This window comes from Saccharopolyspora gloriosae, from assembly GCF_022828475.1.
Taxonomy (GTDB): Bacteria; Actinomycetota; Actinomycetes; order Mycobacteriales; family Pseudonocardiaceae; genus Saccharopolyspora_C; species Saccharopolyspora_C gloriosae_A.
The window spans coordinates 6,609,511-6,629,590 of sequence record NZ_CP059557.1; the positions used below are offsets into that span (position 1 = coordinate 6,609,511).

At 69.9% G+C, this 20,080-nt stretch carries 16 protein-coding genes; 7 read left to right on the forward strand and 9 right to left on the reverse strand.

The window, feature by feature from the left end:
• Positions 1-6: 6 nt before the first annotated feature.
• The gene (locus H2Q94_RS29220; RefSeq protein ID WP_243790338.1) at positions 7-885 is read right to left on the reverse strand and encodes a DUF8083 family protein; all 879 of its coding nucleotides are present in this window, start codon (positions 883-885) and stop codon (positions 7-9) included.
• A gap of 254 nt (positions 886-1,139) precedes the next feature.
• Here H2Q94_RS29220 and H2Q94_RS29225 point away from each other — a divergent pair, with 254 nt between their 5' ends.
• The gene (locus H2Q94_RS29225; RefSeq protein WP_243790339.1) at positions 1,140-1,319 is read left to right on the forward strand and encodes a DUF3073 domain-containing protein; all 180 of its coding nucleotides are present in this window, start codon (positions 1,140-1,142) and stop codon (positions 1,317-1,319) included.
• Positions 1,320-2,092: 773 nt separating this feature from the next.
• Here the strand turns inward: H2Q94_RS29225 and purM are convergent.
• From purM to H2Q94_RS29255, 6 genes are all read right to left on the reverse strand, one after another.
• Positions 2,093-3,205 carry a phosphoribosylformylglycinamidine cyclo-ligase gene (gene purM, locus H2Q94_RS29230; protein ID WP_243790340.1) on the reverse strand — a complete coding sequence of 371 codons (1,113 nt, stop codon included), beginning with the start codon at positions 3,203-3,205 and terminating at the stop codon, positions 2,093-2,095.
• A gap of 250 nt (positions 3,206-3,455) precedes the next feature.
• A complete protein-coding gene (gene purF / locus H2Q94_RS29235; protein ID WP_243795981.1) occupies positions 3,456-4,949 on the reverse strand; it encodes an amidophosphoribosyltransferase in 1,494 nt (497 codons plus the stop codon).
• Positions 4,950-5,261: 312 nt separating this feature from the next.
• Positions 5,262-5,642 carry a sterol carrier family protein gene (locus H2Q94_RS29240; protein ID WP_243790341.1) on the reverse strand — a complete coding sequence of 127 codons (381 nt, stop codon included), beginning with the start codon at positions 5,640-5,642 and terminating at the stop codon, positions 5,262-5,264.
• A gap of 247 nt (positions 5,643-5,889) precedes the next feature.
• Positions 5,890-6,720 carry a helix-turn-helix domain-containing protein gene (locus tag H2Q94_RS29245; RefSeq protein WP_243790342.1) on the reverse strand — a complete coding sequence of 277 codons (831 nt, stop codon included), beginning with the start codon at positions 6,718-6,720 and terminating at the stop codon, positions 5,890-5,892.
• Positions 6,721-7,001: 281 nt separating this feature from the next.
• Complete coding sequence (locus tag H2Q94_RS29250; protein ID WP_243790343.1) at positions 7,002-8,186, reverse strand: S8 family peptidase; 1,185 nt, start codon at positions 8,184-8,186, stop codon at positions 7,002-7,004.
• A 495-nt stretch (positions 8,187-8,681) separates the two neighbouring features.
• A complete protein-coding gene (locus H2Q94_RS29255; protein ID WP_243790344.1) occupies positions 8,682-9,134 on the reverse strand; it encodes a PRC-barrel domain-containing protein in 453 nt (150 codons plus the stop codon).
• 333 nt (positions 9,135-9,467) lie between these two features.
• On the opposite strand from H2Q94_RS29255, the gene H2Q94_RS29260 reads away from it, so the two are divergent.
• From H2Q94_RS29260 to H2Q94_RS29270, 3 genes are all read left to right on the forward strand, one after another.
• Positions 9,468-10,055 carry a type VII secretion system-associated protein gene (locus H2Q94_RS29260; RefSeq protein WP_243790345.1) on the forward strand — a complete coding sequence of 196 codons (588 nt, stop codon included), beginning with the start codon at positions 9,468-9,470 and terminating at the stop codon, positions 10,053-10,055.
• Positions 10,056-10,234: 179 nt separating this feature from the next.
• Positions 10,235-12,109 (forward strand): glycoside hydrolase family 15 protein, encoded by a 1,875-nt coding sequence (locus H2Q94_RS29265; protein ID WP_243790346.1) that lies wholly within the window; start codon positions 10,235-10,237, stop codon positions 12,107-12,109.
• On the forward strand, positions 12,106-13,149 hold the full coding sequence (locus tag H2Q94_RS29270; protein ID WP_243790347.1) for a glucose 1-dehydrogenase: 1,044 nt from the start codon (positions 12,106-12,108) through the stop codon (positions 13,147-13,149). Before H2Q94_RS29265 ends, H2Q94_RS29270 begins: the two co-directional genes overlap by 4 nt.
• Before the next feature lie 56 nt (positions 13,150-13,205).
• Here the strand turns inward: H2Q94_RS29270 and H2Q94_RS29275 are convergent, their stop codons facing one another.
• On the reverse strand, positions 13,206-13,862 hold the full coding sequence (locus tag H2Q94_RS29275; protein ID WP_243790348.1) for a DUF4232 domain-containing protein: 657 nt from the start codon (positions 13,860-13,862) through the stop codon (positions 13,206-13,208).
• 176 nt (positions 13,863-14,038) lie between these two features.
• Positions 14,039-16,150: a putative bifunctional diguanylate cyclase/phosphodiesterase gene (locus H2Q94_RS29280; protein ID WP_243790349.1), complete on the reverse strand. Its 2,112-nt coding sequence runs from the start codon at positions 16,148-16,150 to the stop codon at positions 14,039-14,041.
• A 596-nt stretch (positions 16,151-16,746) separates the two neighbouring features.
• Between H2Q94_RS29280 and H2Q94_RS29285 the strand changes: the two genes are divergently transcribed.
• The 3 genes from H2Q94_RS29285 to H2Q94_RS29295 all read left to right on the forward strand — a co-directional run bounded on the left by H2Q94_RS29285 (position 16,747) and on the right by H2Q94_RS29295 (position 19,776).
• Positions 16,747-17,478, forward strand: coding sequence for a lysozyme (locus H2Q94_RS29285; protein ID WP_243790350.1), 732 nt, complete (start codon positions 16,747-16,749; stop codon positions 17,476-17,478).
• Between the two features lie 188 nt (positions 17,479-17,666).
• Positions 17,667-18,827 (forward strand): pentapeptide repeat-containing protein, encoded by a 1,161-nt coding sequence (locus tag H2Q94_RS29290; protein WP_243790351.1) that lies wholly within the window; start codon positions 17,667-17,669, stop codon positions 18,825-18,827.
• On the forward strand, positions 18,820-19,776 hold the full coding sequence (locus tag H2Q94_RS29295; protein ID WP_243790352.1) for a pentapeptide repeat-containing protein: 957 nt from the start codon (positions 18,820-18,822) through the stop codon (positions 19,774-19,776). The genes H2Q94_RS29290 and H2Q94_RS29295 overlap by 8 nt, the downstream gene beginning before the upstream one ends.
• Positions 19,777-20,080: the final 304 nt, after the last annotated feature.

Here is a 20,080-nt window from a genome sequence, read left to right on the forward strand (position 1 = left end):
GCCGAGCTAGTTGTAGCGCTCGTGGGCCGCGAACTCCGACCAGAAGTCGCGCAAGGCCTCGTAGCGTTCGCCCACTTCGACGGTGTCGCCGGACTCCATCGCATCGATGATCGCGTGCACGTCCTCGGCCGAGGTGTCGGCGTCGAGGTCGTTGTCGCCCATCATCTGCACCAGGCCGCCGTAGTCGAGCTCGACGGCGGAGTGCGGGTGGAACCGCTCCAGCCAGCGGCCGGTCTCCCGGAGGATCTTGGTCGGACCGCCGTCGCCGATGGAGTCCCGTGCGACCGCGTGCCCCCGCGCTACTCGGCGGCGCGCGTCGGCCATCGCGGCCCGCCAGCAGACTCGCCGCCGACCGTCTTCCGTCTCCGTCACGCGCTCGACCGGGTCGACGAGCACGAACCACGGCAGCGGCACCGTCCAGGTCGACGACAGCACGTGCACCGCGTTCTCGGCGAGCTCGCTGACGACCGCGCTGGCCTGGTTCTTCGCCTTCTCCACCGGCAACGACACCACGGCCGCGCGCAGCGGCACCTCGGCCGCCCCGAGGAACCCGACGAGGGCCGCCGCGGACCGGCCGCGCAGGTCGAGCGGGCACACCAGCGGACCGGGGCCGACGGTGGCGGCGGGACCACTGGGCACGGACTCGGGGTCGAGGGTGAGGACGTCACCGGAGTGTTCGGCGGTGCCGTCGGCGCCTTCACCGGGCAGCAGCTTCGGCGGGGCCGTCACCTGGGTGCGCAGCCACTGGTCCTGTTCCCTGACCGCCGCGCCGGTCGGTTCCAGCGCACCCTGTTCGAGGGTTGCGGCGAGTTGCTCGCGCAGCGGGGAATCGATCGACGACAAGGGTTCGTAAACCCTCAGGTAGGCGACGAACGGCTCTGGCACGCGAGTATCGTGCCATGCGCCCCGATGGTGTCTTCGGCTGCCCGCGTTCCACGGCGAGCCACGACACGATGATCGCGAACCGCCGATTCGTGATCTAGGGGGAAGGTCACGCGCGACACGGAGACTCTCCACGAGACCACGTCGCGTAGAACCGCATCGGCACGGTACGGTAGTTACAGGAAAAAGTTGTCGAGATCATGCGGGGCCGCCGTTCCCCTGGCCGCCCCGCACACCCTGCGCGAGGGGGTCGAGCCATGGGGCGCGGCCGGGCTAAGGCCAAGCAGACGAAGGTGGCCCGCGAGCTGAAGTACAGCTCGCCCACCATGGACGTCGATGCATTGCAGCGGGAGCTGTCCACGGAACCGCCTGGCGAATGGTCCGAGGCGGACCGCGACGACACATACGACGACGGGTACGACGACTACCGGCGTTGACGGCACGTACACACCGAGTGGACGGCTTGTTCGTTCACTCGGTGCTTCTGTGTCGCCGGTAGCCGCCGTGGTGTTCCCGCCGTCGTTCCGTGGGCGAGAAGTACGAGCTGGTGGTCCTGTCGAGATCGCCCGGCCGGTGCGCATCGTTGATGCGCACCGACCGGGCGGAACAGGCCGTGTGTCGGGCATCGCGAGTGATGTCGGCGGCCGAACGGGCGCGTGATCGCCGCACACGCCCGCTAGAGCGAAGTTCAGTGCGCCGGTCATCCCGGCGCACTTTTTTTCGCCTCCGCGCTCCTCGTGAGCGCCCGCAGATCATCGGAAGAAATCCCGGCGGCCGGGAATTCCGGGCAGGGCCGGTCCGTTGTACTGGGTGGCCGGTGTGCGCGTGCCCCCGGGCTCCATCACGAGCCTGCAGGGAATACCGTTCGGCTGGAGCCTTGCAGCGCCACCCGCCGAGAGGCGGCCCGCACACCGGCCCTCGGCTTCTCCCAACGCTTGAGCACCCTCGCGAACGATCTTCGCCGAGCTTGAGCACCTTCGCGGAATGGTCTTCGCAGCGTGCTCTCTTGATCACTGTCCTGTCAGCGGCGAAGCGCTGAGCAGTGACCAGCTTGATCAAGACGTCCACCGGCGGGTTCTCAGCGGCTTCCTCGCGAGGACGGCTTTCCCCCTCGTGGCTGAACCACTCGGGAAAATGGATCCCGCAGCGAGGAAGCCGCTGAGGTTCCGCTACCCGGACGCCCACGCAGGCCGTCCAGGCTGGAACAAGATCAGAACCGAGGGTGATTCCCGCGGATGACCACGCGCTGGTCCTCGGCGGCGTCCTCGACCGTCGGCTGCTTCGCGACCTCACCCAGCACCCATGCGGGCACGTGCCGCGCGGTGAGCACCGCGAGCGCCCGGTCGACGTCCTCGGCGGTGACGACGGCGACCATGCCGACGCCCATGTTGAAGGTGCTTTCCATTTCCTCGGTCTCGACCCGGCCGCGCTGCGCGATGAGCCGGAACACCGGGTCCGGGGTCCACGTGCCGCGATCCAGCACCGCGGTCAGGCCCGCCGGGACGACCCGCGCCAGGTTCGCGGCCAGGCCGCCTCCGGTGACGTGGGCGAACGTCCGCACCTCGGTTTCGGCGGCCAACGCCAGGCAGTCCTTGGCGTAGATCCGCGTCGGCTCCAGCAACTGTTCGCCGAGGGTGCGGCCGAACTCCTCCACGTGTCCCGTGAGCGGCATCCGGGCGAGCTCCAGCAGCACGTGCCGGGCCAGCGAGTAGCCGTTGGAGTGCAGGCCCGAGGAGCCCATGCCGATCACCACGTCGCCGGGCCGGACCTTGTCCGGTCCGAGCATCGCGCCGGCCTCCACGACGCCGACACCGGTCGCGGAGATGTCGTAGTCACCCGGCGCCATCATGCCGGGGTGTTCGGCGGTCTCCCCGCCGAGCAGCGCGCAACCGGCCTGCACGCAGCCTTCGGCCACGCCCTTGACCAGGTCCGCGATCCGCTCCGGGACGACCTTGCCGACGGCGATGTAGTCCTGCAGGAACAGCGGCTCCGCCCCGCACACCACGAGGTCGTCGACGACCATCGCGACCAGGTCGATGCCGACGGTGTCGTGCTTGTCGAGCGCCTGGGCCACGGCGAGCTTGGTGCCGACACCGTCGGTGGAGGAGGCCAGCACCGGTTCGGTCCACCGGTCCAGCTTCAACTGGAACAGGCCGGCGAAGCCGCCGAGCGAACCCAGCACTTCCGGCCTGCTCGCCCGCTTCGCCCAGGGCAGCATCTGCTGCACGGCCTCGTCGCCCGCTTCGATGCTCACCCCCGCGTTCGCGTAGGTGGCCTTCTCCGCTTCGGCGTCTTTCGCCCCTGCGAGCAGGTCTTCGGACACGACTGACTCCACATCTGATGTGCGTTTGATGTTGGCGGGCTCATGGGAGCCCAGGTTGTGGCGGGCCGTCGGCCCACGCGGCCGGTGTGGGGCATCCCACATCGCCCACCGCCTTCTGCCTACCACAGGCGTACCCCGCCGAACCCCGATCGGGCGCGCGAATACCGGTTTCGCCCATCGGGGGACCCGGCCGGACGGCGGCACCACGCTACGCGGCCGGGCGTCCGGACCGTCACGGTGACGGTGCCGGTCAGGGCCTGCGCAGTGCGTCGGCGCCGCCGTAACCGCTGGGCAACACCGGCTCGGCAGGCCCGGCGACGCCCTTCTCCGCGGTGTCGGGCACGCCTTCGAGCAGGTACTTGCCGAGTTGGGTCTCCTCCGGCAGCGGGATCGGGTAGTGCCCGTCGAAACACGCTGCGCACAGCCTGGTGCGCGGTTGCTCCGTCGCCGAGATCAAGCTGTCCAGCGACACGTAGCCGAGCGAGTCGGCCCCGATGGAACGGCGGATGCCGTCGGTGTCGGTGCCGTTGGCGATCAGCTCGGCGCGGGAGGCGAAGTCGATGCCGTAGAAACAGGGCCACTTCACCGGCGGCGACGCGATCCGCACGTGCACCTCGATGGCGCCCGCCTCGCGGAGCATCCGCACCAGGGCGCGTTGGGTGTTGCCGCGCACGATCGAGTCGTCGACGACGACGAGCCGTTTACCGCGGATGACTTCGCGCAGCGGGTTGAGCTTGAGCCGGATGCCGAGCTGGCGGATGGTCTGCGACGGCTGGATGAAGGTGCGCCCCACGTAGGAGTTCTTCACCAGCCCGTTGCCGTAGTCGATACCGGAGCCCTGCGCGTAGCCGATCGCGGCGGGCGTGCCGGACTCCGGCACCGGGATGACCAGGTCGGCCTCCACCGGGTGCTCGCCGGCCAGTTTGCGGCCGATCTCCACGCGGGTGCTGTTGACGGAACGTCCGGAGATCGTCGTGTCCGGGCGGGCCAAGTAGACGTACTCGAAGACGCAGCCCTTCGGCTTCGGGTGCGCGAAGTGCTGCGAGCGCAGGCCGTCCTCGTCGATCGCGAGCAGTTCGCCCGGTTCGACCTCGCGCACGAAGGACGCGCCGACGATGTCCAGCGCGGCCGTCTCGCTGGCCACGACCCAGCCGCGTTCCAGCCTGCCCAGCACGAGCGGGCGCACGCCGTGCGGGTCGCGGGCCGCGTACAGCGTCGACTCGTCGGAGAACACCATCGAGAAGGCGCCCTGGAGGGTGGGGAACAGCTCCATCGCAGCCTGTTCGATGCCCTTGTCCGCGGCGTTCGCGGCAAGCAGCCCGCACACCAGGTCGGAGTCGGTGGTGGCGCGGTCGCAGGCGGAGGCAGGCGAGGAGCTGTTCGCGGAAACGGTGTCGACGCCTTCGGCGACGATCCGTTCCATGAGTTCCGCGGTGTTGACCAGGTTGCCGTTGTGACCCAGCGCGAGACCGCGGCCGGAGACCGTGGTGCGGAACGTGGGCTGGGCGTTCTCCCAGCTCGCGCCGCCGGTCGTGGAGTAGCGGTTGTGGCCGACGGCGACGTGGCCGCGCAACGAGGCGAGCACTTGCTCGTCGAACACCTGGCTGACCAGGCCGAGGTCCTTGTAGACCAGCACCTGCGAGCCGTCGCCGACGGCGATGCCCGCGGCTTCCTGGCCGCGGTGCTGGAGTGCGAACAGGCCGTAGAAGGAGAGCTTGGCGACTTCCTCGCCAGGCGCCCACACGCCGAAGACGCCGCACTCCTCGTGCGGGACGTCCTGCTCGAGCGGATCGGTGGGAAGCGTCGAGTCGGACGCACTGGAGGCACTGCCGTCTGGCCGGTCGAAGACCACCGAGAACTCCCTGGATGACGGAGTCGGGCTTACGCCTCAGTGTAAACGGGACCCGAAGCCCGGATGACCGGCCGCCTCCGCAAGCGCTCCGCACGGCCCCGGCTCACCAGGTGTTTCGGTGTCCGTTCCGGGCCGATGTGAAGCCGGTCATCGCTCCGCTCGTCGCCCTGCACGGCCGTCCGGTCACCTTGCGCAGGTGTTCGCTCAAGGCCGGACCAGCGGAAGCCAGCTGGTGAGGTCCGCGCGGGAACCGGAGGCGCTGACCGTGCCCTCGTCGACGGCGGCGGCGAACTCCAGACGGCCGGTCGCCAGCAGCAGCCAGGTGCGCGGGTCGGTTTCGATCACGTTCGGCGGGGTGCCGCGGGTGTGTTCCGGTCCGGCGACGCACTGCACGGCGGCGAACGGCGGCACCCGCACTTCGACGGTGCGGCCGGGGGCGAGATCTTCGAGGGTGCGCAGGCTGAGCCGCACCGCGGCGGCGGTCTCGGCGCGCTGCGGACGCCGCGTCTCGTCGCCCAGCCAAGGGACGATCGCGTTGATCGCCGCGCGCAGCTCGTGCGGATCCACCCGCCGGCGTGAAGGCATGCGCTCCACCTTAGAACGCCGGTCGGAGCGCCTTCATCGTCACGGTCGCGGGCGGCCGGGTCCGCCGCTCACCGTGACCTTCCGATCGTCATGGTGCGGGTCAGGCGGTTCTCCGCGACTCGGCTTCAGGAACCCCCGCAAGATGATCTTCTGATCCTCACCTTGTCAGCGGCGGAGCCGATGAGCGGCGACCGGCTTGGGCGAACGACCACCGGCGGATTCTCAGCGGCTCGCGCTGAAAGGTCGATCAGAGCCAGCCGAGTTTCACCGCTTGCATGCCCGCTTGGAATCGGGTTTCGACGCCGAGGCGGGCGATCAGTTCCCGGACGCGGCGGTGCGCGGTGCGGGCGCTGAAGCCCATCAGCCTCCCGATGGTGTCGTCGGTCGCGCCGGAAGCCAGCAGCGACAGGATCCAGCGCTCCTCCTCGGAAGGCTGGTCTTCGCCGGTGAGCCGTTCCTGCTCGCAGGTGAACGGTGCCGCGAAGCGCCACAGGTCCTCGAAGATGCGCATCACCGCGACGAGCATGGCGGAGCTGCGGATCACGACCGCGCTCTCCACGGTCTGGTCGGTGGCGGTCAGCGGCAGCAGCGCCACCTCGTTGTCCACCAGGATCATCTTCGTCGGGGCCACGTGGATCACCCGGGCCTGCTCGCCGAGCGCCACCAGCCTGGAGGTCAGCTCCAGCTGTGGTGGCCGGGCGAGCGCCGAGCGGTCGTAGAGCACCTGGTAGTTGACGCCTTCGGCGAGTTTGCGCGATTCCAGCGAGTCCAGTGAGCCGGTGGCGGCGTACGGCGGTTTCGCGACGCCCTGCACGAGTTCCGTGGCGCTGCGCTGCAGTTCGTAGGCCGCCCAGCCGACACGGCGGGCGCCGTGCACGACCTGCAGCACTCCGCCCGCGCCGCCGGCTTGGGCCTTCGCGGCTCGCGCCACGGAGACGACGGCCTCTCGCGCTTCCACTTGGGATCGGACGGCTCGTTCGGTGTCCGTCGTCGTTCCGGCCCGGGCCTGGCCGGGCACGCCCCGCTCAGACGAGGTCTGCTGTGCGCGCTCAGGCGCCTCGGTGTATCCGGATAACACGGCACACCCTTTCGTGACGTGCCTTCACAGGCTCAGTCGGACCATGGTTGATCTTGGTCTGGACCAGTTCCGCGACAGGCAGCGAGCGGCCCCCTCGATCAAGAACGTAACCATCTTGAGACCGTCCCGGGAACCCACTTTTGCAGTAGAGCGGTTCAACCTTTGTAGAGCACCATTCGGCGGCGCCGCAGCGTCGGCCGAATGCCCCAGCGACCGCACGAACGCGCCGAGCCCTGCCCCGAATCAACGAGGCAGGACCCGGCACTGTCACGTACTTCGGATCACAGCTCGCCGGTCTGGAGCAGATCGGCGATCGTGTCCGCCGGAGCGCCCGCGATCACGCCGGTAGCGGCACCGGACTGCAGCCCGGTGATCACGTCCGCGGGCGCGGCGTCCGGAGTCGCCTCCAGGAACAGCGCGCCCACACCCGCGACGTGCGGGCTGGCCATCGAGGTACCGCTGAACGTGGCCGTCCCGCCGCCGGGCGCGAGCGAAACGATGTCCACGCCGGGCGCATAACCTTCCACGGTCGAACCGAAGTTGGTGAACTCGGCCGAACCGTCGTTGTCATCGGAGGCCGCCGTGGTGAACACGCCCTCCGCGCCGGCCGGGGAGACGTTCTCCGCGTCCTGCGACTCGTTGCCCGCCGCGACGGCCAGGAACACGCCCTGGTCGACCAGGCCGGTGGCTGCCTCGTCCAGCGACGGGTCCTTGCTGCCGCCCAGCGACAGGTTCGCCACCGCCGGGCCGTTCGCGTCCTGAGCGACCCAGTCCAGACCGGCGATGATGTCGGCCGTCGTGCCGCTGCCGTTGTCGTCGAGGACCTTCACCCCGACCAGTTCCGCTTCCGTCGCCACGCCGTAGGTCGCCGAACCGATGGTGCCCGCCACGTGCGTGCCGTGGCCGTGCCCGTCGCTGCCGTCTCCGCCGGTGGCGTCGAAGCCGATCGACGCCCGGCCACCGAAGTCCGCGTGATCGGGCGCGATGCCGGTGTCGACGATGTAGGCCGTCACGCCCGCACCGGTCCCGTTGGGGGCGTAGGTGTCGTCGAGCGGTAAGGCCGGCTGGTCGATCCGGTCCAGCCCCCAGGAGCCCACTGCGGCGGGCGCCTGCGGCTGCTCGACCTGGACGTGGAAGTTCTGCGACACGCCTTCCACGTCGTGGTTCGCGCGCACCGCCTGCAGCTGCTCGGGGCTCAGCGTCGCCGAGAACCCGTTCAGGCTGTGCGTGTAGAGGTGTTCGGTGGGCACACCCAGCTCCGCGGCGACCGCGGCGGCGTTCTCACCGTCCTTCAGGTTGACGATGTAGGAATCGGCGGTGCCGTCGGCGGACAGCACCCCCGTTTCCGGATGCAGGGTCAGCGGTGCGAGCGTCGGTGCCGCGAATGCGGGCGCACCGGCGAACACGAGTGCGGCGGCGGTGATTCCGGCGCCTGCCAACCTGCCTCGGGAGAGCATTCTTTTCATGATCCCTCTTCCTTCAGTGCCATCCGGGTGGGGCCGGACGGCTTTCTGATGGTGCAAACCGAACGTAAACCATGAAAACAAGCGAATAGACCCGGCTGGCGATTTGTCGCCAACCCCTTGCGCCGTGGATATGATGCCATTTCGAGTCTCTCCTGAAAATGGCCCTGATGTGCCTTCCACCTGCCGTTTTAGGGATCGAACATACTGCGGCACAGAGCGTTCACATTTTTTACCGAAGTTAGCCCGAGCGCCCGTACATACACCGGCGAGCGGATGAGGTCGTGAACACGCAGCGCTCAGAATCGGCGGCTAAGGCCCTGCTCATCACTCCGATGGTGGCACAGAACAGGCAACGGGAAACGACACGGCAATCCTGGTCTCGGTCTCGTTCGGCCATTCGTGAAGGGCGCGGGAAAACGTCACCGCGCAATACCGGGGAGCCTTGCTCTTCTCAGCCCGTGGACGCGTCACATTTCGCGGCGCGTCCGAATCCGGTCAGGTGGCCGCGACCCAGCGCCGCAGTTTCAGCCGCACGGCCTCGACGTACTCCGGCGGCAGTTCGCCCTGCTCGACGGCCGCGACGGGCTCGTTCGCCCCCTGCGGCGCCGTCGCGGAATCGGCGGGGGTCACGCCGTATTCGATGCCGTAGTACAGGTACAGGGCGTGTTCCTGCTCCAGCATCAGATCGCCCTCGTCGAGCCGGACGTGCGGCGCCTGGCGCACCGTCTCCTTCAGCACCGAGACGGTCAGCGTGTCGCCGTCGAAGGCCGCACCGTCGAGCGGTACGAAGCTCTCGTTGGTGCCGAACAGGCCGGTCTGCACGGTGATCCACGCCGGTTGCTCGGTGGTCTCGTCGAGGAACAGCTGCCCGACGATCCCGATCCGATGCCCCGCCGGATCGAAGACCTCGCACCCGAACAGGTGCAGTGCTTCCCGCTGACCGATCATGCCCGACCGCCTCCCCGAACTCGCCGCTCGCCCAGTCTGCCCCGGCCGCGGCCGGACCGGCACCCCGGAAAGGTGCATCCGCGACCGGCCGCCTTGGTCCCGAACCACCGCCGGAACCCGTTGCGGCGGCGGGGAATCCGAACGCGCCGTGCGCGAGCCGCGCGGGTGTCCCACCTGGATGGACGGACCCGGCGCCCGCGCCACCCGGCACCGGCCGGTAGAACTGGCACGCTCACGGGTACACCTCGCACGGCCGAGGCGGGCGGATCGTTCGAAGATCGCGCCGTCGGCACCCGCGAGCTCCGCATCTCCCAGTCGAAGGACGCCAGCACCATGTCAGAGCAACCCGACCACCCCGGACCGCCGCCGATCACCGACGAGATGCGGGAGCAGGCCAGGCAGACTCCGAACAGCTGGCTCTACATCGTCGACCCCGGCTACCAGGAGTCCGGGGACGACGTGCCGCCGGAAGGCGTCGTCGGCGCGTACCACATCGACGCCGACGGCGAGATCGATCCGGAGTTCCAGTACAACGACGAGTACGAGCCCTCGGACCTCACCTTCGCCCTGCCGGAACCGGTCAACGAGCTGGAGCGGGTGCTGCACCGCATCGCCACCGGCGAGGCGCCCGACACCGAGCTCGCCCCGGCGGTGCTGGCGGCCGAGGTGCTGATCTACGACCCGGAGAACGGCGCGGGCGAAGCGGCCGTGTACGTCGCCGAACTCGACGACGGCAGCCAGCTCGTTCCCGCGTGCACCTCGGTGGAGCGGGTTCCGGAGGGCTGGCCCGGTTCCCGCCGGGTGTCCGGCGCGGAGCTCCCGGAGCTGCTGGGCGGACTCGACCTGGGCCTGAACCTGGACGACTCGGTCCGCGCCGTCATCCCCCACCACGTCCTCAACGACGCCTCGTCACCGAACTAGGCATGCCGTCGTTCCTGGTGTCCGGGTCTCATCGGCTCCGCTGCTGACAGGACACCGCCGAGCACGCCCGGCGCACGTCGGACCGCGCCCGCCCCGCCCGGTTTCCGGGCGGGGCGGTTTCGCGCGCGGGGTGCGTCGGAGGTGGCCGGGGGTGGGGCGCGGTGCATAGCCTCGGCGGGGTGAGCGATCAATCGGCCGGGACGCCCGGCGACATCGAGAACTACGCGCTGCTCTCGGATCTGCGGACCGCCGCGCTCGTCGGCCGTGACGGCTCGGTGGACTGGCTGTGCCTGCCGCGATTCGACTCGCCGTCCTGCTTCAGCCGCCTGCTCGGCGACGAGCGCAACGGTCACTGGCAGATCGCCCCCACCGGGCCGGTGCGCGAGGTGCGTCGCCGGTACCGGGACAACTCGCTGGTCGTGGAGACGTACTTCGAGACCGACGGCGGCGTGTTCCGGCTGGTCGACAGCATGCCGCCGCACGAGAAGAACCAGCACGACCCGCCGTGCCTGGTGCGCATGGTGGAGGGCGTCTCCGGCGAGGTCGACATCCGGCTGCGCTGGGTGGTGCGGTTCGCCTACGGCGACGCGGTGCCGTGGATGCGCCACATCCGGCAGAGCGAACCGGAGCTCGACGAGTACATCCTCGCGATCGCCGGGCCGCACACCGTGGTGCTGCGCGGCGATCTGCTGCCGCAGCGGGTTCCGGACCAACGCGCGCACGAGCTGGTGTTCACGTTGCGCGAAGGGCAGCGTCGTTCCTGGGTGATGCAGTGGTCCAGCGATCACGACGAAGTGCCGCCGCGGATGGACCCGGTGCAGGAGACCCAGGACAGCGAGGACTTCTGGCACGACTGGACCAGCAAGATCAACTACACCGGCCCGCACGCGAAGGCGGTGTACCGGTCGCTGGCCACGCTCAAAGCGCTCACCTACGCCCCCACCGGCGGCATCGTCGCCGCGCCGACGACCTCGCTGCCGGAGGCGTTCGGCGGCAACCGCAACTGGGACTACCGCTACTGCTGGCTGCGGGACGCGACGCTGGTGCTGCTGGCGCTGGACAACTTCGGGTGTTCCGCGGAGGCCGCCGCGTGGCGGCGCTGGCTGGTGCGCGCCGTCGCGGGCGACCCGGCGGACGTGCAGATCATGTACGGCGTGGCCGGTGAGCGGCACCTGCTGGAATGGGAGCTCGACTGGCTGCCCGGCTATCAGGGCGCGCAGCCGGTGCGCGTCGGCAACGGCGCCTACCGGCAGCAGCAGCTCGACGTCTACGGCGAGGTGATGGACGCGCTGCACCTGGCGCGGGAACGCGGGCTCGCGGAGAACGCCGACACCTGGGCGTTGCAGCGCGGCATGCTCAAGCACCTCGAAACGATCTGGCAGGAGCCGGACAAGGGCCTGTGGGAGGTGCGCGGGCCGGACCGGCACTTCACGCACTCGCGGGTGATGGTGTGGGTCGCGTTCGACCGCGCCGTGCGGGCCGCCGAGGAGGACGGGCTGCCGGGGCCGGTGCAGCGCTGGCGGGAGCTCCGGGACGCGGTGCACGCCGAGGTGCTGGAGAAGGGCTGGAACGCGGAGCTGGGCGCGTTCACCCAGTACTACGGCGGCACCACTGTGGACGCGGCGACGCTGCTGATCCCGTCGGTGGGCTTCCTGCCCGGCGACGACGAGCGGGTGCGCAGCACGATCCGGGTGGTGGAGCGGGAACTGCGCCACGGCGTGCTGGTGGACCGGTACACCACGGGCGAGGACATCAGCGAGGTCGACGGGCTCATCGGGCGCGAGGGCTCGTTCCTGGCGTGCTCGTTCTGGCTGGTCGACGCGCTGGCGTTGAGCGGGCGCCGGGACGAGGCGGTGGCGATGTTCGACGAGCTCGTGGGGCTCGCCAACGACGTCGGGCTCTACGCGGAGGAGTACGACGTCCACTCCGGACGGTTCACCGGCAACTTCCCGCAGGCCTTCAGCCACCTGGGCCTGGTCAATTCGTCCGCCGTGCTCTACGGCGGGCACACTCGGGGCGAGTCCAGCAGGCGCAACGGAAGGGATCCTCGGTGAAGGCGGCGACGGTAGTGCCCGGCAAGCCGGAGTTGGCGGCGGTATCCGAGCTCCCGGAGCCGACACCGGGACCGGGCGAACTGCTGGTCGACGGCCTGCTGGTGGGCGCGTGCGCGACCGATCACGACGTGACGCACGCCGCGCACGGCGTGCTGCCGCCGGGTCAGGACCGGATGGTGCTGTTCCACGAGTCCCTCGGCCGGGTGCGGTACGCGCCGGCGATCAGCGGTTTCAGCGAGGGCGATCTGGTCGTGGGCGTGGTGCGCAGGCCGGATCCGCACCCGTGCCAGGCGTGCGCGGCCGGGCAGTGGGATTTCTGCCTCAACGGCGAGTTCACCGAGTGCGGCATCAAGGAGCTGGACGGTTTCGGCGCGCAGCGCTGGACGATCGAACCCCGGTTCGCGATCAAGGTCCCGTCCGGGCTGGGCGATCTCGGGGTGCTCACGGAACCGGCTTCGGTGGTGACGAAGGCGTGGGAGCAGGCCGAGCTGATCGGCCGCCGCGCCTACTACGCGCCGCGGCACGCGCTGGTCACCGGCGCGGGCGCGATCGGGCTGCTGGGCGCGTTGCTCGGGGTGCAGCAGGGGCTGGACGTGCACGTACTGGATCAGGTGACCGACGGGCCGAAACCGGATCTGGTGCGGCGCCTGGGCGCGACTTACCACACCTCGTTGGACGATCTGGGCTGCGAACCGGACGTGGTGATCGAGGCGACGGGCGCGGGCGAGGTGGTGTTCGACGTGCTGCGCCGCACCGCCCGCAACGCGATCACGGTGCTCACCGGCATCGCGGGGCACGACCGGACGCTGCCGGTGCCCGCCGGTGCGATCAACGACGAGCTGGTGCTGGACAACGACGTGGTGGTGGGCAGCGTCAACGCGAACCTGCGCCACTACGAGCAGGCGGTCCGCTCCCTCGCGGACGCGGACCCGGCCTGGCTGGGCGACTTGATTAGCCGTCGCGTCCCGCTGGACTCGTGGACCGACGTCCTCACCCGGGCCGACGACGACGTGAAACCCGTGGTGGACCTGCAGGCCTGAGACGCGACGAGCCCGCGCCGGTGCTCGGCGCGGGCTCGCGGTCTGCCGCGGTGGGATCAGAACACTACGACGCCCTGCGGGGAGGGCTGCAGGGTGCCGATCTGCATGCTCTTGACCGCGATCTCAACCGCGCCGCTGTCGCCGTTGAAGCCCTCGACCTCGGCGTTGACCTCGCCGTTCATGTCCGACGGGGTCGCGGTGAAGCCGGAGGCGACCTGGGCGTCCGGGTCGGACTTCTCGGCGCGCTCGATCTTCACACCGGCGAAGGCGGTCTTGCCGGGCTCCAGGGTCAGGCCCGCGTCCGGGCCGGGCAGGTTGACGTTCTCGGTGGGCACGTCGATTGCCTCGCCCGCCATGTTGGTCGGGGTGAGGTTCACCCAGCCGCCGAGCTCGCAGGACTTGTCCGAGGTGTTCTCCAGCTGGACCAGGAACCTGCTGCTGGCACCCGCGTCGGAGGGCTGCGCCTGCATGGTGACCTTGAAGTCCTCCGCCGAGCAGTTGGAGGCGGAGATGTCGTCGTGCGTGCCGCTGGCGTGGTCGTCGGACGGGGCGAGGTCGGACCCCATGCCCTCCGTGGCGGGTGCGGTGTCGGAGCCCATGCCCTCCTGGCCCACCGCGGAGTTCGTCGCAGCCTGGCCGCCGCAGCCGGCGAGCAGCAGCGCGCCCCCGGCCAATGCCGCCACCGTGGTCGCCGTACGAGTCCGCTTCAACATCACTTCAGCCTTTCCTCGGATGTGCGCCGGTGTCCCCCCGCGCTTTCTCTACCCGTAGGACGTCCGCCTGCTCGGCGAGTTGCACGGCCAGGCGAAAAATTTCGGATCACCCGCCGAACTATCTGGATCTGCGCAGGTGAACGGCCGGATCGGGCGAAGAGGACGGCGGCGGCCCGTCACACGTGGTCGGCGATGAACGCCCGGATGCGTTCCGGGGAGCAGGGGCGGGCAAAGAAGTAGCCCTGCCCGGTCTCGCACCCGATCTCCGCCATCCGGCGGGCCTGGGCGTGGGTCTCGACGCCTTCGGCGGTGACGGTCAGCCCGAGGGTGTGCGCCAGGTCGACGAGGGTGCCGACGATGCGGGCGTCGACGGGGTCGGCCTTCTCCGGGTCGCGCAGCCCGTACATGAAGGAACCGGCGATCTTCAGCTCGTGCACCGGCAGGTGCCGCAGGTAGGCGAGGTTCGAGTAGCCGGTGCCGAAGTCGTCGATGGCGATGCGCACGCCCATCTTGGTCAGCGCCCACAGGGTTTCGATCGGTTCGTCGGCGGTGCCCATCACGGCGCTCTCGGTGAGTTCGAGCTGCAGCCGGGACGGGTCGAGGTCCGTTTCGCGCAGGATCGTCTCGACGTCGGTGACGAGGTTGGGGTCGCGGGATTGCCGGACCGCGAGGTTGACGCTGACGAACGGGGCGGCGTCGCCGAACTCGACCTGCCACTGCTTGGCCTGCCTGCACGCCTGGCGCAGCACCCAGCGGCCGAGCGGCACGATGAGCCCGGTCTCCTCCGCCAGAGAGATGAACCGGTCCGGGCCGAGCCTGCCGAGGTCGGGGTGCCACCAGCGGGCGAGGGCTTCGACGCCGACCACGCCGAATTCGCGCAGGCCCACCAGCGGCTGGTACTCGACGAAGAACTCTTCGCGTTCCAGCGCGGCGGGCATGGTGGCCGAGAGCCGGTATTGCGCGACTTCGGTGGCGTTGCGTTCGGGGTCGAACAGCGCCCAGCGGCCCTTGCCTTCGGCTTTCGCCCAGTACAGGGTCACGTCTGCGTCGCGCATGAGTTCGGCGGCGCTCTGGCCGTGCACGCGGCGTTCGACGATGCCGATGCTGGCGGAGACGGACAGTTCGTGGCCGCCGATGCGGATGGGCTCGATGAGGGTGTCGAGGATTTCGTCGGCGATCTCGATGGCTTGTTCGGTGCCGGGCGAATCCTCGATGAGGATGACGAATTCGTCGCCGCCCATTCGCGCCACCAGCCGGTCCTCGCCGTGCACGGACAGCCCGAGCCGTTCGGCCACGGCGACGAGCAGGTCGTCGCCGACGTGGTGGCCGAGGCTGTCGTTGATGACCTTGAACCCGTCGAGGTCCATGTAGCACAGCGCGACGCGGCCGCCTTGGTCTCGGCTGCGCATGGCGAAGGTGAGGCGTTCCATGAACAGCGCCCGGTTCGGCAGCCCGGTCAGCGGATCGTGCATCGCCTGGTGGCGCAGCCGGTCCTGCAGCAGTTTCCGCTCGGTGACGTCTTCGACCATGGCCACCTGGTAGAGCGGCATGCCGTCTTCGCCGCGCACCAGGGAGACGATCACCTCGGTCCAGGCGCGGCCGCCGTCGGGGCGGGTGAACTGCTTCTCGACGCGGTACTGGTCGCGTTCGCCGCGCACGAGTTCCTCGTAGAGCCGCCAGAAGCCTTCGGAGTCCGCGGGATGCAACCAGTCGTGCATGGTCATCCGCCGGAGCTCGTCGGCGGGGCGTCCGAGGATGCGCCGCAGCGAGGAGTTCACTTCGAGGACGTGCCCGGCCATGTCGGCGATGCAGATGCCGATGGCGGCTTCGGCGAAGATCGCCCGGAAGCGGGCTTCGCTGGTGCGCAGGGCTTGTTCGACGGCGTCGCGGGCGTCGAGCACGGCCTGCCGGATGGCTTCTTGTTCGTCGAGGGTGCGTTTGCGGGCGGCCTGCACGAATCCGGTGCACACGGCGCCTTGCAGCGCGGCGATGCGCCGCCGCCAGCCGGGGCCTTCGTCGAGGTGCAGGACGTCGAGGAATTCGTCGCCGATGAGGTCGATGGTGCGGGCCAGCGAGTCGGCGCTGGTGAAGTGCACGGCGACGAGGTCGTCACCGACGCCGTGGCCGGGCGCCGGGTCGAACGGGTCGGAGAGCAGGGCGTCCACCAGCCGGTCGGTATAGCCGAGTAGTCGGCCTTCGACTTCCGCACTGGTCATCGGAACGTAGCTGGTGCCCATCAAGGCTTGGGCCCATACCGCCGCGAACCGCCTGCGGTCGGTTCTGCTCACCGCCGGCTCCGTCTCTTGAGCGCTGGGAACCGGTGTGGTCCACCCCGTCATGCCCGTGGCGCCCTCCACTCGATTCGTTCCTCGGCTCGCCCTCTGGCCCCTGCCCTCGTCCGGACTTGCCCTGGTGGATCGGGTCGTTCGGAGCATACGACCGGTGTCGCTGGGAGGTCGAACCCGTACTTCCGCCCACCCAGGGTAGCCATTCGTGTCGAACTGGCAGGCCAGTAGCCCCTGCGCAGGTCCTGCGGTCGCGCCCGGTTCACTCGACGGCCGGGTGCGGAGGCGCAAAACATGCGGATTCCCCTCACTGCCGCTGAGATGTCGCTCGACGTGATCGAGCGTCCGGATTGCGCCATTCCGGTTAATTGCCCACTTCTGCGCTGCCGAGACCGGGGATCACTCGCCAGAATTTTCGAGCCGGGGCAGTTCCCGCCGCCCCCGGCCCCGACTCCCCGAGAGGGCCACCTTCGATGACGCATTCGAGTGGACGCGCTCGCCGGCGCGGCTTGATCTCCCTACTCTCGATCACCTGGGCGTGCACGCTGCTGACGTTCCCCGCGCACGCCGGCACATCCCCTCTCCGAATGGAGAATCCGATGAGCTCCGAGGTGAACGACCCGGCCGCGGCGCCGGGGAGCGACCACGCGATGGGTTCGCAGATCCGCAAGCACGAGGGCGGCGGCGAGCCGCGCACCGCACCGGAGAAGTCTCCGCTGGCCACCGTCGAGGGCATCGACGTTAGCGGCCACCAGGGCAATGTGGACTGGCCCGGTCACTGGAACCAGGGCAAGCGGTTCACCTTCGTGAAGGCGACCGAGGGCACCACCTACCGGAACCCGTACTTCGCGCAGCAGTACAACGGTTCCTACGACGTCGGCATGATCCGCGGCGCCTACCACTTCGCGCTGCCGGACGTGTCGAGCGGAGCGGCGCAGGCGAACTTCTTCGTGGATCACGGCGGCGGCTGGTCACCGGACGGCAAGACGCTGCCGGGCGCGCTGGACATGGAGTACAACCCGTACGGCGACACCTGCTACGGGCATTCGCCGAGCTCGATGACCGGGTGGATCAAGGACTTCAGCGACACGTACTTCCACCGCACCGGGCGCTATCCGGTGATCTACACGAGCACCAACTGGTGGAACCAGTGCGCGAACGGCGACTTCAGCTCCACGAGTCCGCTGTGGGTAGCCCGGTACGCGGGCAGCGTCGGAGCGCTCCCCTACAACTGGGGTTTCCACACGTTCTGGCAGTACAGCTCGACGCCGATCGATCAGAACTCCTTCAACGGCGCGTACGGCCAGCTGGAGGCCCTCGCGGGGGGCTGACGCGCTGCCCGAGGGACTGCCTCCTTCGACCGGTGCGGCCGGGTGAACGGGCCGTTCACCTCAACGACGACATCAGGTGAGTGCCCCCTTCGGCCGGTGGGACCGGCCGAAGGGGGGCATTCGCTTTGTCGGCGCCGGTGTGCCGAATCCGTTCCGGCGGCGGGGCTCCGACTGCGATGATCACCTGCATGGGTGAGGTCGATGCCGGTGCCGGGCCGCCGGTTCGGCGGGAGCGGCGAGCCGGACTGGTGCTGACGATCGTGCTCGCCGTGGTGGTGCTGGCGGGGACGAGCGCCGGGCTGCTGCTGTTCGACCAGCGCAGCACCGGGGCGGACGCGCTGCGCACGGGCGGTCTCGCCGCCGGGTCCGTGGTCGCGCTGTACGCGCTGTGGCTCAACGATCGGCGGCGGCGCGTGGAGGAACGACGGCAGAAGCTGGACCAGCGGCGCCAAGCACTCGACCAGGAGCGCTACGACCTGGAGCGCAGGCGCCAGGAGCTGGAGGACCGCCGCACCGATCACGACCGGGACCGCGCCGACGACGAACGTTTCGCCCGCGCCGTGGAGCTGCTCGGGCACGAGGCCGATCAGGTCAGGGTCGGCGCGATGCACGCGCTGGCGGGCTTGGCGCGCAGCAGGCCGTACTACACGCAGACCGTGCTGGACGTGCTGTGCTCCTACCTGCGCCGCCCGTTCGATCATCCTAAGTGGACGATTCCGGAGTCGGACGCGGTGCCGGATCACGTCGGTGGGTACCCGCCGATCGCGCCGGAGCTGGAGCGGGAGCGGCACGCGCGGCAGACCGCGCAACGCCTGATCATCGAGCTGTTGCCGACGCGGGACGAGCCTGATCCCACGATCTACGACCTCGACCTGACTCGGGCCTGGCTGGAGCGGTTCAACCTGTCGGATCGCGTCGTGGGCCGGATCGCGGCGTACCGCTGCCGGTTCCGGCACACCACGAACCTCAGCCGCGCGGTGTTCCACGGCGACGTGCACTTCCGGGATTCGGTGTTCCTGGGGCGCATTCGGGCGACGGGCTCGGAGTTCCGCGGCGCCTTGGAACTTCGCGGGATCCGCACCCTGGACCCGTGCGATTTCGATCGGGCGCGGTTCTCGCGGAACGTGGACCTCAAGCGGATGAGCTGCGCGGCCAGGTGGTTCGTGCGGGACGTCGAGTTCGGCGGTGACGTGGATCTGCGTTCGACCCGGCTGAACGGTGGCATCGACCTGCGGCTGAGCGCTCCGGTGCACGAGGTGCTGCTGGACGATCTGCTGGTCGCCGACGGCTCCACGCTCCCCGACCGGTGGGATTCCGTTGCGGCGCAACAGGAGCAGTTGAATGCGTAAGTACGGACTGCTCGCGACGGTCCTGCTCGCGGCGCTGGTGCTGTTCGGCGTGAGCGCGGCGCTGCTGGTGTTCGACGCCCGCGTGAACGGCGCGGACGCGTTGCGCACCGGCGGTTTCGCGGCGGGTTCGGTGGTCGCGCTCTACGCGCTGTGGCTCAACGATCGGCGCCGCCGCGTCGACGAGGGCAGGCAGCAGCTGGAGGGGGCGCGGACCGACCTCGACCGGGAACGCATCGCCGACGAGCGCTTCGCCCGCGCCGTGGAACTGCTCGGGCACGAGGCCGATCAGGTGCGGGTCGGCGCGCTGCACGCCTTGGCGGCGCTGGCCCGCAGCTCTCCCGGCCACACCCAGACGGTGCTGGACGTCCTGTGCTCTTACCTGCGGCGACCGTTCGCGCATCCGCGCTACGACGGGGGCGAGTGGGAGCGGGACGAGCGCAACGCGGCGGACCGCGAGCTCCAGGTGCGGCTGACCGCGCAGCGGCTCATCACCGACCTGCTCCCGCCCGTGGAGGCCGACTCGCCCGCTCACGACTTGGACTTCACGAACGCGACGCTGGAGTACTTCGACCTTTCCGGGCGCCGGATCGGCACGTTGGTGGCGCGCTACGCGCGGCTGTTCCACGACAACAACTTGAGCCGGTGCGAGGTGACCGGTCCGGTGTGGATGACCCGCGCCACCGTGCACGCGGGCGGCCGGTTCCGCTGCCGGGACGCGGTGTTCCGCGGTCGCGCCCAGTTCGCCGGGGTCGAGTTCGGCGGGCCGGTCGCGTTCGACCGCTCGGTGTTCCACGGCGTGGCCGATTTCTACGGCGCGGCGCTGCACTCCGAGGTGAGCTTCGCGGACTGCCGCTTCGAGGACGCGGCGAAGTTCAGCGACGCCACCTGCAAGGACACCGATCTGGACGCGCTGTTGAGCACGGCCGCCGTCCGGCCCGCGCCGCAGTAGCAGCGCAGCACGGCTACCAGCGCGAAGCGGAACACGGCTCCGGTCGTTCCGGAGGGAGCCTCGCGATGGACGAGGGCACTGCCCGGCCGAAGCGGGCGATCCGCGCTACGACGCGCGCCACGTGGTCGGCCTGCGTCGACGGACCGCGCCGGAACTGATCACGGCTCCGGGCAAGTGCTCGGCCGGAACGTGCCGCGCGGCCCCGCATCCGGAGTCGCCCGCGCGGTGCCGGAGTTCGCCCGGCCGGTGCGGCGCCGAGCGAGCATCGCGCCTGGTCAGCGCAATGTGCACATTGTTCTCGGCC

What these genes read in the sequence shown, in the direction of transcription:
- H2Q94_RS29225 (WP_243790339.1), top strand. Translation starts at nt 1,140, where the DNA reads ATGGGGCGCGGCCGGGCTAAGGCCAAGCAGACGAAGGTGGCCCGCGAG.
- H2Q94_RS29240 (WP_243790341.1), bottom strand. Translation starts at nt 5,642, where the DNA reads ATGCCTTCACGCCGGCGGGTGGATCCGCACGAGCTGCGCGCGGCGATC.
- H2Q94_RS29250 (WP_243790343.1), bottom strand. Translation starts at nt 8,186, where the DNA reads ATGAAAAGAATGCTCTCCCGAGGCAGGTTGGCAGGCGCCGGAATCACC.
- H2Q94_RS29255 (WP_243790344.1), bottom strand. Translation starts at nt 9,134, where the DNA reads ATGATCGGTCAGCGGGAAGCACTGCACCTGTTCGGGTGCGAGGTCTTC.
- H2Q94_RS29260 (WP_243790345.1), top strand. Translation starts at nt 9,468, where the DNA reads ATGTCAGAGCAACCCGACCACCCCGGACCGCCGCCGATCACCGACGAG.
- H2Q94_RS29275 (WP_243790348.1), bottom strand. Translation starts at nt 13,862, where the DNA reads ATGTTGAAGCGGACTCGTACGGCGACCACGGTGGCGGCATTGGCCGGG.
- H2Q94_RS29285 (WP_243790350.1), top strand. Translation starts at nt 16,747, where the DNA reads ATGAGCTCCGAGGTGAACGACCCGGCCGCGGCGCCGGGGAGCGACCAC.
- H2Q94_RS29290 (WP_243790351.1), top strand. Translation starts at nt 17,667, where the DNA reads ATGGGTGAGGTCGATGCCGGTGCCGGGCCGCCGGTTCGGCGGGAGCGG.
- H2Q94_RS29295 (WP_243790352.1), top strand. Translation starts at nt 18,820, where the DNA reads ATGCGTAAGTACGGACTGCTCGCGACGGTCCTGCTCGCGGCGCTGGTG.